This window comes from Roseateles sp., from assembly GCF_019237615.1.
Classification (GTDB): domain Bacteria; phylum Pseudomonadota; class Gammaproteobacteria; order Burkholderiales; family Burkholderiaceae_C; genus Pelomonas.
In genome coordinates, this window is sequence record NZ_JAFAGT010000045.1 from 1 (window position 1) to 14,452 (window position 14,452).

Consider the following 14,452-nt stretch of genomic DNA (forward strand, 5'->3'; position numbering starts at 1 on the left):
GCGCGGAAGAAGTCGGGCGTGCTCAAGGTGCAAATCCCCCAGGAATCAACTCCGCTAACAACGCTTCCTGCGGGATTCAGAGGACCGGACTTACCCTCGAACGCCAGCATTCATGCGGGTTGCAGCGAAATTGCAGGGCCGACTAGGCGACAAGCAAGTGGGAGAGTGGCGCTGGTTGGATGAGTCAGGCAAGGTTGTGCGCACGGAGCAACACGACTCGGCTCATTGACGCCGAGCAGTATCGCTGAGGCGCCTGGCTGTTCGGAGCCGCTGCCGCAGGACAGCGGGCAGGTCCGGCCGGCGCCGGGCCTGACGCGAAGGCGCATCCGTCCCCAGACGGGTTGCCGCAGTGCTCGGGGGAGCCGGCAGCATCGAGGCGCGGTCCAAGCGCCGGCCCGCCCCCAGGCGGGCGATGTTGACGGGAGCACAGCCGTCAGGCGTGAGGTCCGCCGCTGACGAAGCGAAGCGCAGGAGGCCACCCTGGATGGCGGCGAAGCGTCCAGCGCAGAGCATGGGCAACGGCACGTTGAACAGGTGCCCGTAATGTATGCGTCCGCCCAAGTCACCTTGAAGTTCGATAGCCGGGCTTGGATGCTTGTGTCCACGACAACTGATGGACACGAGACTCCTACGCGCCAACCGGCGATTCAAGATGGGCGGACTGGACGCTCACCGAGCAGGCGATTCACCGCCACCTCGAGCTCAACAACGCCAACCCCAAACCGTTCTCCTGGACCAAATCCGCCGACGACATCCTCGCCAGCATCGGGCGGTTTTGTTTGCAAACTTCTAACTAACGAAACTAGCGGCCTGCATTCCGGGCCACTCCGGAGCCGGCCCATCGGGGCGATGTGCATGCGGCTAGATGCCGCTGGCATCGCCGTCCCCTGGGGAGCGACCAGGCTCGCCCGCATCCAGCGGCGCGAGGCCCAGCGGGGGGGGGGCTACTTGGGCTCCGGCAGCTCGATCTTCACCTCGAGCACCTCCAGGTCGCCCTGGCGCTCCATGTGGACCTTGATGTCGTCGGCGTTGATGGACACGTACTTGCTGATGACGGCCACCAGTTCCCGCTGCAGCTGGGGCAGGTAGTCGGGGCTGCTGCTGCGCCCGTTGCGCTCATGCGCGAGGATGAGCTGCAGCCGCTCCTTGGCGACGCTGGCGGAGCTCTTCTTTTCGCCAAGGAAGAAGTTCAGGAATCCCATAGCGAGGCTCCCTTCACTTGGCGCCGAAGACGCGCTTGAACCAGCCGGGCTTGACAGCCTCGGTGAAGCGCATGGGCTTGTCCTCGCCGAGGAAGCGCGCGACGACGTCCTTGTAGGCCTCGGCCACGTCGCTGCCCTGCATGTGGATGGCCGGCAGACCCTGGTTGGAGGCCTGCAGCACGCTCTCGCTCTCCGGGATGACACCGATCAGCGGCGTGCGCAGGATCTCGTGGATGTCGTCCAGGCTCAGCATCTGGCCGCCCTCGACGCGATTCGGGTTGTAGCGCGTGATGAGCAGGTGCTCCTTCACGGGCTCGCCGCCCTGGATGGCGCGCCTGGTCTTGCTGCTCAGCATGCCCAGGATGCGGTCGCTGTCACGCACCGAGGACACCTCGGGGTTGGTCACCACCAGCGCCTCGTCGGCGTAGTGCATGGCCATCAGCGCGCCTGTCTCGATGCCGGCCGGCGAGTCGCAGATGATGTAGTCGAACTCCATCTCCTCGAGCTCGGCCAGCACGCGCTCCACGCCCTCCTGCTTCAGCGCGTCCTTGTCGCGCGTCTGAGAGGCGGCCAGGATGTAGAGCTTGTCGAGCTGCTTGTCCTTGATGAGGGCCTGCGTGAGCTTGATCTCGTCGTTGACGACGTTGATGAGGTCGTAGACGACGCGGCGCTCCACGCCCATGATGAGGTCGAGGTTGCGAAGGCCCACGTCGAAGTCGATGACGCAGGTCTTGAAGCCGCGCATCGCGAGGCCGGTGGCGAAGCTCGCGCTGGTGGTGGTCTTGCCAACCCCGCCCTTGCCGGAGGTGACGACGACGATCTTGGTGGTCATCTGGGGCTTTCCTGTTCGTTCAGTTCAATCGGGTGGGTCAGAAGGCGAGGGGCTGCATCAGCAGCTTCTCGCCGTCGAGCAGTACCTGGGCCGGCTTGCCCGCCACGTCGGCCGGCAGCGGGTTCTCGGTCGTGCGGTAGATGCCGGCGATGGCCAGCAGCTCCGCTTCCAGGCTGTAGGTGTAGATGCGCGCCGACGTGTCGCCGCGCGCACCCGCGATGGCCTTGCCGCGCAGCGGCGCGTAGACATGCACGCTGCCGTCGGCGATGACCTCGGCGCCATGGCTCACGAGGGCCAGCACGACGAGGTCGCCGCCCTTGGCGTAGATGCGCTGGCCCGAGCGCAGCGGCTTGTCGACGACCAGCGTCGGCGCCGGCGCGGCAGGTTTCTCGACGATCTTCTCGACGACGATCTCGCGCACCACCTCCGCGGGCATGGCGGGCGCCACGCGTTCGGCGGCGGGCTCGTCGGCCGCGTCGGCCAGGCCCAGCTCATGCGCCAGCGCCAGCTCCTCGGCCGTCGCGCCGGCCACGGCCACGGGCTGCAGCTGGCTGGCGCGCAGCATGGCGACGATGGCGCGCAGGTCCACGGGCGCCGGGCCGTCCAGCGCCAGCGGCGCCTGGCCTTCGGCGGCGGACGTGGCCGGCGCGCGCGGCACCGCGCTCAGGTCGATGACGACGGGCTCATGCTCGAAGCCCCCTGCACCGGCGCGCTCGGCCCAGTCGGCGGCGAGCTCGGCCATGTCGGCGCTGTGCAGCACCAGGCCCAGCAGGCTGAAGCGGCGTGACTTCAACTCGAAAGTGCCGGTGCGCGAGGCACTCTTGCGCCCGCCGCTCTCCCGTGTGAGTTCCGCCTTCGATTCCCCCATGTGCCCCGCTGCCGCCTCTTCAAAAGGCCGGGAGTTTAGCCGGCGGCCTCGGGCGGGCCTGTTGGGGCTGCCCCCAAATTCAGCGCCTCAAAAACGGGCAGTCCAGGCTGGCGGCAAGCCGATCAAGCACTTAGCGCCGCTGTCGTCAGCCGGCCCACAGACTTGTCCACAGCGGGCGTGGACAAACGCCACAGCGATGTCATCCAGACCCGTGACATCCGCCCATCGCGGCTTGACTTATCCCCAAATCTGGCAGGCGTCAAGCGTTTTGGACCCTGAGCTTGCCAACCGCGGCCACCCTCAGGGCAACTTCGCTAAGTGGTTGATTCATATAGACTCATTGCCGCTGCTTAAAAATTCAGCAACCTAAGCGAAACCGCATTGCACAAGGGCTTGGCCGCGATCGAGGCGGGTTCTCCACAAAGTTTTCCACAGACTCGGTGGATAGCTTGCGGAAGTGTTACGGATCAGTGACTTAGAGGCGGTCCTTGAGGCGCTCTGTAGCTTTCGCTGCCAAGTGGGAGCGCGTGCGTTGCGAGTCCGCGGGTTACATTGGACGATGCCCGCGCGTGCGGGCGCCGCAGGAGATCACAGTTGGCCACACCGAACTACAGCTACGAGAAGCGCCAGCGAGAGCTGGCCAAGAAACGCAAGGCCGAGGAGAAGCGCCAGCGCAAGCAAAGCGGCAAGCCGGCCGACGACCAGACCCCCGCCGAGGCCGAGGCCCAGCCCGAGGCTGGCGACACCGGCCCGACCGAGCCGCAAACCTAAAATCCGCCGTTTTCCCGCTCCGCCGCCTCCGTCTCCATGACCCGCCAGCTCTTCGTCACCACCGCCCTGCCCTATGCGAACGCCGGTTTCCACATCGGCCACATCATGGAGTACACCCAGGCCGACATCTGGGTTCGCTACCAGCGCATGGTGGGCTCGCAGGTGCACTTCGTCTGCGCGGACGACGCCCATGGCGCGCCCATCATGATCGCGGCCCAGAAAGCCGGGAAGACGCCGCAGGACTTCGTCGCCGGCATCGCCGCCGGCCGCCGCCAGTACCTGGACGGCTTTCACATCAGCTTCGACAACTGGCACTCCACCGACGGGGAGGAGAACCACGAGCTGTCCAAGGCCGTGTACCTGGCGCTGCGCCATAACGAGCTGATCACGACCAAGACCATCGAGCAGTTCTTCGACCCGGACAAGGCCATGTTCCTGCCGGACCGCTTCATCAAGGGCGAATGCCCCAAGTGCGGCGCGAAGGACCAGTACGGCGACTCCTGCGAGGTCTGCGGCGCCGTCTACGCGCCCACCGAGCTGAAGAACCCGTACTCGGTGCTGTCGGGCGCGACGCCGGTGCTGCGCACCAGCGAGCACTACTTCTTCAAGCTCAGCGACCCGCGCTGCGTGGAGTTCCTGACCCAGTGGACGCAGGAGGCCGGGCGCCTGCAGCCCGAGGTGCTCAACAAGATCCGCGAGTGGTTCGCGACCGACGAGGACGGCAGCAACAAGCTCAGCGACTGGGACATCAGCCGCGACGCGCCCTATTTCGGCATCGAGATCCCCGACGCGCCGGGCAAGTACTTCTACGTCTGGCTGGACGCACCGGTGGGCTACCTCGCCTCGCTGAAGAACTACTTCGGCAAGATCGGCAAGGACTTCGACGCCTTCGTCGCCGATCCGGCCGTGGAGCAGATCCACTTCATCGGCAAGGACATCGTCTACTTCCACACGCTGTTCTGGCCCGCGATGCTGCACTTCAGCGGCCGCAAGACGCCCAACCACGTCTTCGTCCACGGCTTCATGACCGTCAACGGCGGCGAGAAGATGAGCAAGAGCCGCGGCACCGGGCTCGATCCCCTCAAGTACCTCGGCCTGGGCCTGAACGCCGAATGGCTGCGCTACTACATCGCCGCCAAGCTCAACGCCAAGGTCGAGGACATCGACTTCAATCCCGAGGACTTCGTCGCCCGCGTCAACAGCGACCTGGTCGGCAAGTACATCAACATCGCGTCGCGCGCGGCGGGCTTCCTGGCCAAGCGCTTCGATGGCACGCTGAGCGGCGACCTGGGCGTCGAGGGTTCGGCGCTGCTTGAGACGCTGCGCGCCCACAGTGGCGCCATCGCCGAGCTCTACGAGACCCGCGAGTTCGGCAAGGCCTTGCGCGAGATCATGGCGCTGGCGGACAAGGTCAACGAGTACGTCGACCAGCACAAGCCCTGGGAGCTGGCCAAGCAGCAGGGCATGGACGCCGCGCTGCACGACGTCTGCAGCGTCTGCATCGAGGCCTTCCGCCTGCTGACCATCTACCTCAAGCCGGTGCTTCCGGCCCTCAGCGCACAGGTCGAGGCCTTCCTGAAGATCGAGCCGCTGCAGTGGAGCGACAGCGCGAAGGCGCTGGGCGCCCACCCAATCGGCGCCTACCAGCACCTGATGCAGCGCGTGGAGCTCGCCAAGGTGGAGCAGTTGTTCGAGGCCCCGCCGGCCCCCAAGGTCCAGCCCGGCGGCGAAGACATCGCCGCCGAGATCAAGATCGACGACTTCGCCAAGGTCGACCTGCGCATCGCGAAGATCGTAAAGGCCGAGGCCGTCGAGGGCTCCGACAAGCTGCTGCGACTGACGCTGGACGCCGGCGAAGGCCGCATGCGCAACGTCTTCAGCGGCATCAAGAGCGCCTACAGGCCCGAGGACCTGGAAGGCAAGCTGACCGTGCTGGTCGCCAACCTCGCGCCGCGCAAGATGAAGTTCGGCATCAGCGAGGGCATGGTGCTGGCCGCCAGCCACGCCGACGAGAAGGCGCAGCCCGGCATCTTCGTGCTGGAGCCCCAGCCCGGTGCCCAGCCCGGCATGCGGGTGCGCTGACGCCGCCGCCAGCCTCGAGAATCGGGCGCATCGCAGCCCAATCCCCGGAGCCGCCATGCCCCAACACTACGCACGCCGGCTGCTGGCGAGCGAACGCACCGCCGAGGGCAACGCCCACCTCGGCTGGATGCTGGCCTTCGTGGCCGGCGCCACCAATGCCGGCGGCTTCCTGGCCGTGCAGCAGTACACCTCGCACATGACCGGCATGGTCTCGGCCGCGGCCGACGGGCTCGTGCTGGGCCGGGCCCAGGCCCTGGCCACGGCCCTGGGCGCGCTGCTGTCCTTCGGCGCCGGCGCGGCCTGCACCGCCCTGCTCGTGCACTTCGGCCGCCGTCGCCGGGCACACAGCGTCTTCGCGCTACCGCTGCTGCTGGAGGCGGCCTGCCTGCTGCTCTTCGGCCTGCTGGGCGCCTGGCTGGCCGGCCTGCGCGCCCTCTTCATCCCCGCAGCCGTCGCCGTGCTGTGCTTCACCATGGGGCTGCAGAACGCACTGATCACCAAGGTCTCGCGCGCGGAGATCCGCACCACCCACGTCACCGGCATCGTCACTGACCTGGGCATTGAGCTGGGGCGCAGGCTCTGCGGCGCCGGCGCCGATGCGGCCCGACTGCGGCTGCTGGGCGGCCTGCTGCTGGCCTTCGCCGTCGGTGGCCTCGCTGGCGCATGGGCCTTCAAGGTCATGGGCTATGCCGCCACGCTGCCGCTGGCTGCGCTGCTCGCCCTTCTCGGCGGCGTGCCGGCGCTGGACGACCTCGGCCGGCTGCGCGCCCGATAAAATCAACCGATTCGATTGCGAGACCCTGCCATGCCGCTGTTCTGGAAGCCCTACAAGTCCGACGTCACCCAATTCATCGACCAGCTCAAGGCCCAGCGCCCGACGCTGGAGGCCGAGCAGCGTGCCGGCCGCGCACTGCTGTGGGACCGCGAGCAGGACCGCGTCGCCCAGGCCGGCTTCGACGCCGCCCGCGTGGCCCAGAAGCCCTATGTCTACCAGACCGACGACAAGTAGACGGCCCGCCCCTGGCGGCTTCGCCGGCCTTGCAGCGCCAGTTCCGCGGCAGTCGCTAGATCGCAGACACCCACGCCAATGACCACGGTCACCGCCGACGAGACCTCCCGGATTTCGTCGGATCTTCCGGAAGCGGTCGATACCGTCGCCGTCGCTCGCCTGTACGGCGAGCCGCTGTTCCAGCTGCCGCTGGACCTCTACATCCCGCCGGACGCGCTGGAGGTCTTCCTCGAGGCCTTCCAGGGCCCGCTGGACCTGCTGCTGTACCTGATCCGCAAGCAGAACTTCAACATCCTCGACATCCCGCTGGCCGACGTGACGCGCCAGTACCTCAGCTATGTCGAGCAGATCCGCAAGCACAACCTGGAGCTGGCCAGCGAGTACCTGCTGATGGCGGCGATGCTGATCGAGATCAAGTCGCGCATGCTGCTGCCGCCCAAGAAGAGCGAGGACGGCAAGGAGGCGGAGGACCCGCGCGCCGAGCTGGTGCGGCGCCTGCTGGAGTACGAGCAGATGAAGCTGGCCGCCGCGCGCCTGGACCGACTGCCACTGCTGGGCCGCGACTTTCTGCGCGCCCAGGTGCACATCGAGCAATCGCTGACGCCGCGCTTCCCCGACGTCGACACCGCCGACCTGCGCGAGGCCTGGCTGGACATCCTCAGGCGCGCCAAGCTCAACCAGCACCACAAGATCAGCCGCGAGCAGCTGTCGGTGCGCGAGCACATGAGCATCGTGCTGCGCCGGCTGCAGGGCCAGCGCTTCGTCGAGTTCGAGAAGCTCTTCAACGTCGAGAAGGGCCAGGCTGTGCTCGTCGTCACCTTCATCGCGATGCTGGAGCTGGCCAAGGAGCGCCTGCTGGAGATCACGCAGGCCGAGGCCTTCGCGCCCATCTACGTGCGCCTGGCCTACACACCGGCCTGATCAGCGGTAGTGCCGCGCCAGGCTCTCCGCCACGCAGACCGGCCTGCGCGCGCCCTCGGCCTCGATGGCCACCTCCACCGTCAGCTGCATCGCACCGCCGGCCACCGCGTCCATGGCCAGCAGCTTGAAGCCGGCGCGCAGCCGGCTGCCCACCGGCACCGGCGCCGTGAAGCGCACTTTGTTGAGGCCATAGTTGACGACCATGCGCGTCTCGCGCACCGCGAAGCCGGTCTCGAAGAAATAGGGGATCAGCGACAGCGTCAGGAAGCCATGCGCGATCGCCTCGCCGAAGGGGCCGGCCTTGGCGCGCTCGGGGTCGACATGGATCCACTGCCGGTCCTCGGTGGCCTCGGCGAAGGCGTTGACGCGTGCTTGGTCGACCGAGATCCAGTCGCTGTGGCCCAGGAGCTGGCCGGTCAGGGCCTGGAGGTCGGCAAGGGTCTCGAAGATGCGCATTGCGGGTGGCCCAGATGGGAGCTGTCGTGCGCGCACGTTAATCTAGCCGGCCATGCCAGACAGTAGCCCCCGCGACATCCTCGTCCTCGCCGCCCACCCGGACCTGGCCCGCTCCAACGCCACCCGTGCCATGCTCGGCGTCCTGCGCGCCTCGCCGGCGGCCGACCGTGTCGAGCTGCGGGACCTCTACCGCCTCTATCCGGACTTCCACATCCACGTCGAAGCCGAGCAGCGCGCGCTCGCGGCGGCGCGGCTGGTCGTCATGCTGCACCCGATCTACTGGTACAGCATGCCGGCGCTGCAGAAGCTCTGGCTGGACGACGTGCTGCGCCTGGGCTGGGCCTACGGCCCCGGCGGCACGGCGCTGCGCGGCAAGGACTTCTGGCTCGTCACGTCCACCGGCGGCGGCATGGAGAGCTACGCGCCAGGCGGCCACAACCACCACCGAATGGACGAGTTCCTGCTGCCCTACGAACAGTCAGTCAAGACCTGCGGCATGCGCTACCTGCCGCCGCAGGTCCTGCACGCCGCGCACCGCGCAAGCGACGCCGAGATCCACGCCCATGCCCGCCTGTTCGGCGAGCGACTGGCAAGCTACCCCGCCTGGAGCGCCTCGCTCGACGCGCCGGTGGCGGGGGACGAGCAGGAGGTGGCACTGGACGAGCGGCCGCCGCTGTTCTCGTCGCTGGACGCGGGAGACGCCGAATGAGTCACGGCCAATGGCTGCTGTTGCCCCTGACCCTGCTGGCCGCCGCCGTGCTGGCCGTGCCGCTGGCGCGCTACCTGCGGCTGGGCGCCATCCTGGGCTACCTCGTCGCCGGCCTGCTGGTCGGGCCCGCCGTGCTGGGGCTGATCCCCGAGTCCAACGCCATCCCCGAGGTGGCGGAGCTGGGCGTCGTGCTGATGCTCTTCCTCGTCGGCCTGGAACTGGAGCCCAAGCGGCTGTGGGCCATGCGCCGGCCCATCTTCGGCTGGGGCAGCGTGCAGTTGCTGGGCTGCGCGGCGGCGCTGACGGCCGTGGGCATCGCGACCGGCCATCCATGGCGGCTGTCAGTCGTCGTCGGCCTGGGGCTGGCGATGTCGTCCACGGCCGTCGCGCTGGCCGTGATGGCCGAGCGCAACCTGGCGCGCACGACGGCCGGCGAGAGCATCCTGTCCGTCGCGCTGCTGCAGGACATCGCCGCCATCCCCGTGCTGGCGCTGGTGCCGGTGCTGGCGCTCAGCGGCGCCCATGACGACGATGGCGGCCGCACCTGGCTGGCCGCGGCCAAGGCGGTGGGCGCCATCATCACCATCATCTTCGGCGGCCGGCTGCTGCTGCGCCCGGCGCTGCGCTGGATCGCGCGCAGCAGGACGCCCGAGATCTTCACGGCCGCGGCCCTGCTGCTCGTGCTGGGCACGGCGGCGCTGATGCAACTGGTGGGCCTGTCGATGGCGCTGGGCGCCTTCCTGGCCGGCGTGCTGCTGGCCGAGAGCGAATACCGCCGCGAGCTGGAGACCGACCTGGAGCCGTTCAAGGGCCTGCTGATGGGCCTGTTCTTCATCGCCGTGGGCATGGGACTGGACCTGAAGGCCGTCGCCGCGCAGCCGCTGCTGGTGCTGGCCACGCTGCTGGCGCTGCTGGCCTGCAAGACGGTGGTGCTGGTCGCGATGTCCAGGCTGATGCAGATCCCGCTCGCCGAGCGGCCGGCCTTCGTCATCCTGCTGGCGCCGGGCGGCGAGTTCGGCTTCGTCGTGTTCCAGCTCGCACAGGGCGAGGGCATGCTGGGTGCCGCGCAGAACTCGGCGCTGGTCGCCGCCATCGCGCTGTCGCTCGCGCTGACGCCGCTGCTGCTGACGCTGGGCGACCGGCTGATGTCGCGCAAGCTGGACCGGCTGGGCCAGCACAGGAAGCGCGCCGAGGCGCCGCCCACGCCCTCGCCCATCATCCTGGCGGGCTGCGGCCGCTACGGCCAGGTCATAGGCCGGCTGCTGCGCGCCAACGGCCTGCAGGCCACCGCGCTGGACCACGACGCCGAGGCCATAGAGAGCCTGCGCCGCTTCGGCTGGACGGTCTACTACGGCGACGCCACCCGGCTGGACCTGCTGCGCAGCGCCGGCGCCGGGACCGCGCGCATCCTCATCGTCGCCATCGACGACATCGGCCAGAGCCTGGAGCTGGTCCGGCTGGCGCGCGAGCATTTCCCGCAGCTCACCATCGTCGCCCGCGCCCGCAACGTGCAGCACTACTACCAGCTGCGCGAGCTGGGTGTCACGCATGTCGAGCGCGAGACCTTCGAGTCGGCGCTGCTGAGCGCCCGTACCGTGCTGGAGCTGACCGGCATGGAGCCCGCCGCGGCCCGCCGCCACGCCATGCGCTACAGGCGCCACAACATCGAGCTGGTGGAGAGCATGGTGCCGCTGCAGCGTGACGAGAACGCACTGATCGCCGCCGCCAAGCGCGGCCTGCGGCAGTTCGAGCAGCTCATCGCCGCCGAGCGCGCGGCCGAGGCGGCCTACCGCGCCCAGCGCAGCGGCTGGGACGGCAGGCACGACTCGGAGCCCCGCCCCTGAACGACAGGGCCCGGGCGGCGACAATGGAAGCATGTTCGCCCCGTCCCAGCTCGAAGTCCGGCGCTTCTTCTGCGCCACCTACCGCAAATGGCGCGACGGCGCGCCGCTGATACCGATGGAGGCCATCGCCGCGGACTGGATCGCCGAGCATCCCGAATACCACGCCGACCTCGCCGACGAGGCCGCCGCACTGGAGAAGGTCTACACAGTGGAGGAGGGGCGCACCAACCCCTTCCTGCACCTCTCCATGCACCTGACGATCACCGAGCAGCATGCCATCGACCAGCCCTCAGGCATACGCCAGGCCATCGACCTGCTGTCCGCCCGGCGCAACTCGCGCCACGAGGCTCACCATGTGGCCATGGAGGCACTGGGCGAGATGATCTGGGCATCGCAGCGCAGCGGGCTGCCGCCGGATGGCCATGCCTACCTGGACAAGGTGCGCCAGGCCGCCACCCGCTGAACGGCCGCGACAGCCGCAAAAAAGCCACCCGCGGGTGGCTTCTTCGTGGGTTGGAGCGCCCTCAGGCCTGGAAGCTGCCACCCAGGCTGCGGCGCTCGGCCTTGCCGCCGGCGCCGTAGAGACCGGTAGGCTCGCTGGGGATCAGCACATCCAGCGCACGGTCCAGCGAGGCATTGCCGCGCGCCAGGGCTTCGCGCTGGGCGGCCAGCAGGCCGCCGGCACGCACCAGGCGGTTGCGCAACGCCGGGGGCACGCTGCCGGTACGGGCGGCTTCGCTGAAGCTCTGCACGGCGCGGGCCAGGTGCTGGTGCAGCTCGGCGGCATGCTGCTCGATGGCAGCCGCGTCGCGGCGGGCAAGGGCGTCGCCCAGCTGGTTCAACGCCGACTCGACGGCCAGCAGGGGCTGTTCGAGTTCCGGGCCGAGCGGGGTGGACGAGGCGGTGGCAGTCATGAGTTCAGTGCTTGTTGGCGCGCGCGCTCAGCAATTCTTGCGCATTCGCGACCAGTTTGTCAGCGATGGCGTTCGCGTTGACCGTGAACTTGCCCTCACTGATGGCCTTGGAGATGCGCTCGACCTTGGCTGCGTCGAAGCTGCCGTCGTCGCCCGTCACGCTGGCGGCCAGCTTGGCGGCGCTGGAAATGGCGACCTGGGTGCTGGCCGCGGGGGTGGACGCCTGGCGGACGACGTCCTGGGCGGCGGAGGCCTCGGGTTTGCGCGCAGCGGGGCGCTGCTCGACCTTGGCCGGGCCGGCGCTTCCATCAGGGCTGTTGCCGATCTTCATGAGCTTCTCCAGGGTGCGGGGACGGGCCCCGCTGGGGGTATTGCGAGGGAGTTTCCTCCTGTATCGACCCCTGGCCCGAGAACTTGAGCGGGAATTGGCGGTTTTCTCCGGCCAGTTCCTGCGATTCGTGGCGCTTTGCTCACAGCGCCAGCTCCACGCGGCGCTCGGCAACCGCCCGGCCGCTGGCCACGCGCCCGTTCTCGAAGCGCACGCGCACCTCCTGGCCCTCGATGCCGGCGCCCAGCGCCTGGGCCTCCGAGGCCACGGCAAACCCGGGGCCTGCTGCCAGCACCTGCACCGTCTCGCCGGCAGCAAACCACTGGCGCGACTTCAACGCCGGCGCGCGCACCGCCTCGGCGGCAGCCAGCGGACGCGCCAGGGTGCGGCCGATCAGCTGGGCCGGGTCGGTGAAGACGGCGCCGGGATCCGCGGCAATGTCGATATCGGCCATTGCCAGTTGGTCTTGAGACAGGCTCACGCCGGCAGGCAGCGGGCCGCTGGCGACGACGGCCCGGCCGAAGACGGCCACGCGCACCGGCAGGGTCACGTTCCAGCGCGCCGTGCCGTCGATGCAGCGCAGGCCGATGCGGCTGCGCCCCCAGACGGCCATGCCGGGCGGCAGATAGGGCTGCACCTGCCCGCAGGGCGCCAGGCGCAGGCGGGCATCCAGGGCGCCGATCTCGACGGCCACGCGGGTATCCGGCGGCGCGGCGGCGCGCGCGGCCGTCTCGGCCAGGACGCGCACGCGCTCCAGCAGCGCCGGGTCGAGCGTGGTCTGCGCCCGGCACGCACCGGTGGCGAGCAGGCAGACGAGGAGCAGGACAGCACGGAGCATGGCCAGCACTCTAGGGACGCGGCCCGCCCGCCCTAGGCCTGAATTGAGCCGCTTTGCCCCCGCTAATCCCGCTCATGTTTTCGGCGTCGGTTCAGACAATTTGTGCAAGGAGCCATCCCGGCTTCACCCCTCGCAAGAGGCACGCCGATGTTGAACCGAATCACCGACACGCTGAACTTCCAGACCCAGGCCCTGACGCTGCGGGCGGAGCGCCAGCGCCTGCTCGCCAGCAACATCGCGAATGCGGACACGCCGGGCTACCAGGCCCGCGACATCAATTTCGCCAAGGCCTTGCGCGAGGCCACCGGCGAGATCGGTACGCCTGGCGCGCTGCAGACGACGCAGCGCGGTCACCTGGCCCCGCTGGCCGGCGCGCGTGGCGAAAGCGGCAAGGACTATGCGCTGCAGTCCCAGACCAACCTGGACAGCAACGGCGTCGACATGGACCGCGAGCGCGCCAGCTTCGCCGACAACTCGGTGAAGTACGAGGCCACGCTGCGCTTCATCAACGGCTCGGTGCGCACCGCGCTGGACGCGATGAAGTCGCACAACCAGAGCTGACGAAGGAGTAGGCGGCCATGTCCATGTTCCAGATCTTCAACGTCTCGGGCAGCGCGGTCAGTGCGCAGAGCCAGCGCCTCAACGTCGTCGCCAGCAACCTGGCCAACGCCGACACGGTGGCCGGCCCGGACGGCCAGGCCTACAAGGCGCGCCAGGTCGTCTTCCAGACCCAGCTGATGGGCGCAGGCAACGACGGCGGCAACGCCGGCGTGCGCGTGACCAACGTGACCGAGGACCAGACGCCCGGCCGCCGCGTGCTGGACCCCAGGCATCCGCAGGCCGACGCCGACGGCTATGTGACCTATTCCAACGTGAACCCGGTGGAAGAAATGGTCAACATGATCTCGGCGTCGCGCTCCTACCAGAACAACATCGAAGTGATGAGCACAGCCAAGAGCCTGCTGCTCAAGACCCTGCAACTGGGTCAGTCCTGACCGCGAGGCAAGCCATGGACGTCTCCGCCATCAACGGCACCGCATCCTCGAACACGACCGCGAGCAAGAACGCGGCCGACACGCAGGACCGCTTCCTGAAGCTGCTCGTCGCGCAGATGAACAACCAGGACCCGCTCAACCCCATGGACAACGCCCAGGTGACCAGCCAGATGGCGCAGATCCAGCAGGTCACGTCGCTGTCCACGCTGGACACCAGCATCAAGAACCTGGGCCTGCAGCTCGGCCAGATGCAGGCCATGCAGTCCATCTCGCTGGTGGGTCGCGAGGTCAGCGTGCCGGGCAACTCGCTGCAGGTCGTCAACGGCGTTGCCGGCGCCAGCTACGAGCTCGACGGCGCCGCCCAGACGGTCAAGCTGGAGATCCTCGGCCCGGCGGGCAACGTCATCGACACCCAGCAGCTCGGCGCGCAGGGCTCGGGCCGCCAGACCTTCACTTGGACCGCCAACAACCTCGTCCCCGAGGGCACGGAGGTCAAGTACCGCATCACGGCCGCCAACGGCACCAAGGCCGTCGACGCGACGCTCTACGCCCACGACAAGGTGAACGCCGTCTACAGCGAGAACGGCAGCCTGAAGCTGAACCTCGAACGCCTCGGCCCCGTGGACTACTCGGCCGTCTCCTCGGTCAACTGATCACCCTTCCGCACGACAGCAAGGACTCCC

18 protein-coding genes and 1 pseudogene are annotated in these 14,452 nt (G+C 68.7%); 12 read left to right on the top strand and 7 right to left on the bottom strand.

Annotation, left to right across the window (positions count from 1 at the left end; translation table 11 throughout):
* Positions 1-674: 674 nt before the first annotated feature.
* A pseudogene (locus JOY88_RS23180) lies at positions 675-797 on the top strand (IS630 family transposase); the annotation flags it as partial.
* A 147-nt stretch (positions 798-944) separates the two neighbouring features.
* On the opposite strand, the gene minE reads toward JOY88_RS23180, so the two are convergent.
* Genes minE through minC form a run of 3 tightly spaced genes read right to left on the bottom strand, consistent with a single transcriptional unit; the run spans position 945 to position 2,827 of the window.
* A complete protein-coding gene (minE, locus tag JOY88_RS07820; RefSeq protein WP_293501697.1) occupies positions 945-1,202 on the bottom strand; it encodes a cell division topological specificity factor MinE in 258 nt (85 codons plus the stop codon).
* Between the two features lie 13 nt (positions 1,203-1,215).
* The gene (gene minD, locus JOY88_RS07825; protein WP_293501698.1) at positions 1,216-2,034 is read right to left on the bottom strand and encodes a septum site-determining protein MinD; all 819 of its coding nucleotides are present in this window, start codon (positions 2,032-2,034) and stop codon (positions 1,216-1,218) included.
* 37 nt (positions 2,035-2,071) lie between these two features.
* Entirely contained in the window at positions 2,072-2,827 is a 756-nt protein-coding gene (minC, locus tag JOY88_RS07830; RefSeq protein WP_524539196.1) for a septum site-determining protein MinC, read from the bottom strand.
* Between the two features lie 669 nt (positions 2,828-3,496).
* On the opposite strand from minC, the gene JOY88_RS07835 reads away from it, so the two are divergent.
* From JOY88_RS07835 to JOY88_RS07855, 5 genes are all read left to right on the top strand, one after another.
* Positions 3,497-3,673: a hypothetical protein gene (locus JOY88_RS07835; RefSeq protein WP_293501700.1), complete on the top strand. Its 177-nt coding sequence runs from the start codon at positions 3,497-3,499 to the stop codon at positions 3,671-3,673.
* Positions 3,674-3,709: 36 nt separating this feature from the next.
* Positions 3,710-5,755, top strand: coding sequence for a methionine--tRNA ligase (gene metG, locus JOY88_RS07840; protein WP_293501701.1), 2,046 nt, complete (start codon positions 3,710-3,712; stop codon positions 5,753-5,755).
* A 55-nt stretch (positions 5,756-5,810) separates the two neighbouring features.
* Positions 5,811-6,530 (top strand): YoaK family protein, encoded by a 720-nt coding sequence (locus JOY88_RS07845; protein ID WP_293501702.1) that lies wholly within the window; start codon positions 5,811-5,813, stop codon positions 6,528-6,530.
* A 30-nt stretch (positions 6,531-6,560) separates the two neighbouring features.
* Complete coding sequence (locus JOY88_RS07850; RefSeq protein ID WP_293501761.1) at positions 6,561-6,764, top strand: DUF3460 family protein; 204 nt, start codon at positions 6,561-6,563, stop codon at positions 6,762-6,764.
* A 78-nt stretch (positions 6,765-6,842) separates the two neighbouring features.
* Positions 6,843-7,685, top strand: coding sequence for a segregation and condensation protein A (locus tag JOY88_RS07855; protein WP_293501703.1), 843 nt, complete (start codon positions 6,843-6,845; stop codon positions 7,683-7,685).
* Here JOY88_RS07855 and JOY88_RS07860 read toward each other — a convergent pair whose 3' ends face one another.
* A complete protein-coding gene (locus JOY88_RS07860; protein ID WP_293501704.1) occupies positions 7,686-8,141 on the bottom strand; it encodes a MaoC family dehydratase in 456 nt (151 codons plus the stop codon).
* 52 nt (positions 8,142-8,193) lie between these two features.
* On the opposite strand from JOY88_RS07860, the gene kefF reads away from it, so the two are divergent.
* From kefF to JOY88_RS07875, 3 genes are read left to right on the top strand one after another with little or no spacing between them, the layout of a single operon-like run.
* Complete coding sequence (gene kefF, locus JOY88_RS07865) at positions 8,194-8,850, top strand: glutathione-regulated potassium-efflux system oxidoreductase KefF (protein ID WP_293501705.1); 657 nt, start codon at positions 8,194-8,196, stop codon at positions 8,848-8,850.
* The gene (gene kefC / locus JOY88_RS07870; protein WP_293501706.1) at positions 8,847-10,694 is read left to right on the top strand and encodes a glutathione-regulated potassium-efflux system protein KefC; all 1,848 of its coding nucleotides are present in this window, start codon (positions 8,847-8,849) and stop codon (positions 10,692-10,694) included. Before kefF ends, kefC begins: the two co-directional genes overlap by 4 nt.
* Before the next feature lie 31 nt (positions 10,695-10,725).
* Positions 10,726-11,157, top strand: coding sequence for a DUF1841 family protein (locus tag JOY88_RS07875; RefSeq protein WP_293501707.1), 432 nt, complete (start codon positions 10,726-10,728; stop codon positions 11,155-11,157).
* A gap of 61 nt (positions 11,158-11,218) precedes the next feature.
* Here the strand turns inward: JOY88_RS07875 and JOY88_RS07880 are convergent, their stop codons facing one another.
* The 3 genes from JOY88_RS07880 to flgA form a co-directional block, all read right to left on the bottom strand.
* A complete protein-coding gene (locus JOY88_RS07880; protein ID WP_293501708.1) occupies positions 11,219-11,608 on the bottom strand; it encodes a hypothetical protein in 390 nt (129 codons plus the stop codon).
* A 4-nt stretch (positions 11,609-11,612) separates the two neighbouring features.
* The gene (gene flgM, locus JOY88_RS07885; protein ID WP_293501709.1) at positions 11,613-11,939 is read right to left on the bottom strand and encodes a flagellar biosynthesis anti-sigma factor FlgM; all 327 of its coding nucleotides are present in this window, start codon (positions 11,937-11,939) and stop codon (positions 11,613-11,615) included.
* Between the two features lie 139 nt (positions 11,940-12,078).
* A complete protein-coding gene (gene flgA, locus JOY88_RS07890; protein WP_293501710.1) occupies positions 12,079-12,774 on the bottom strand; it encodes a flagellar basal body P-ring formation chaperone FlgA in 696 nt (231 codons plus the stop codon).
* A 147-nt stretch (positions 12,775-12,921) separates the two neighbouring features.
* On the opposite strand from flgA, the gene flgB reads away from it, so the two are divergent.
* From flgB to JOY88_RS07905, 3 genes are read left to right on the top strand one after another with little or no spacing between them, the layout of a single operon-like run.
* Entirely contained in the window at positions 12,922-13,335 is a 414-nt protein-coding gene (gene flgB / locus JOY88_RS07895) for a flagellar basal body rod protein FlgB (protein WP_293501711.1), read from the top strand.
* Between the two features lie 17 nt (positions 13,336-13,352).
* Positions 13,353-13,769 carry a flagellar basal body rod protein FlgC gene (gene flgC / locus JOY88_RS07900; RefSeq protein WP_293501712.1) on the top strand — a complete coding sequence of 139 codons (417 nt, stop codon included), beginning with the start codon at positions 13,353-13,355 and terminating at the stop codon, positions 13,767-13,769.
* Positions 13,770-13,783: 14 nt separating this feature from the next.
* Positions 13,784-14,422 (top strand): flagellar hook assembly protein FlgD, encoded by a 639-nt coding sequence (locus JOY88_RS07905; RefSeq protein ID WP_293501713.1) that lies wholly within the window; start codon positions 13,784-13,786, stop codon positions 14,420-14,422.
* Positions 14,423-14,452 lie beyond the last annotated feature (30 nt).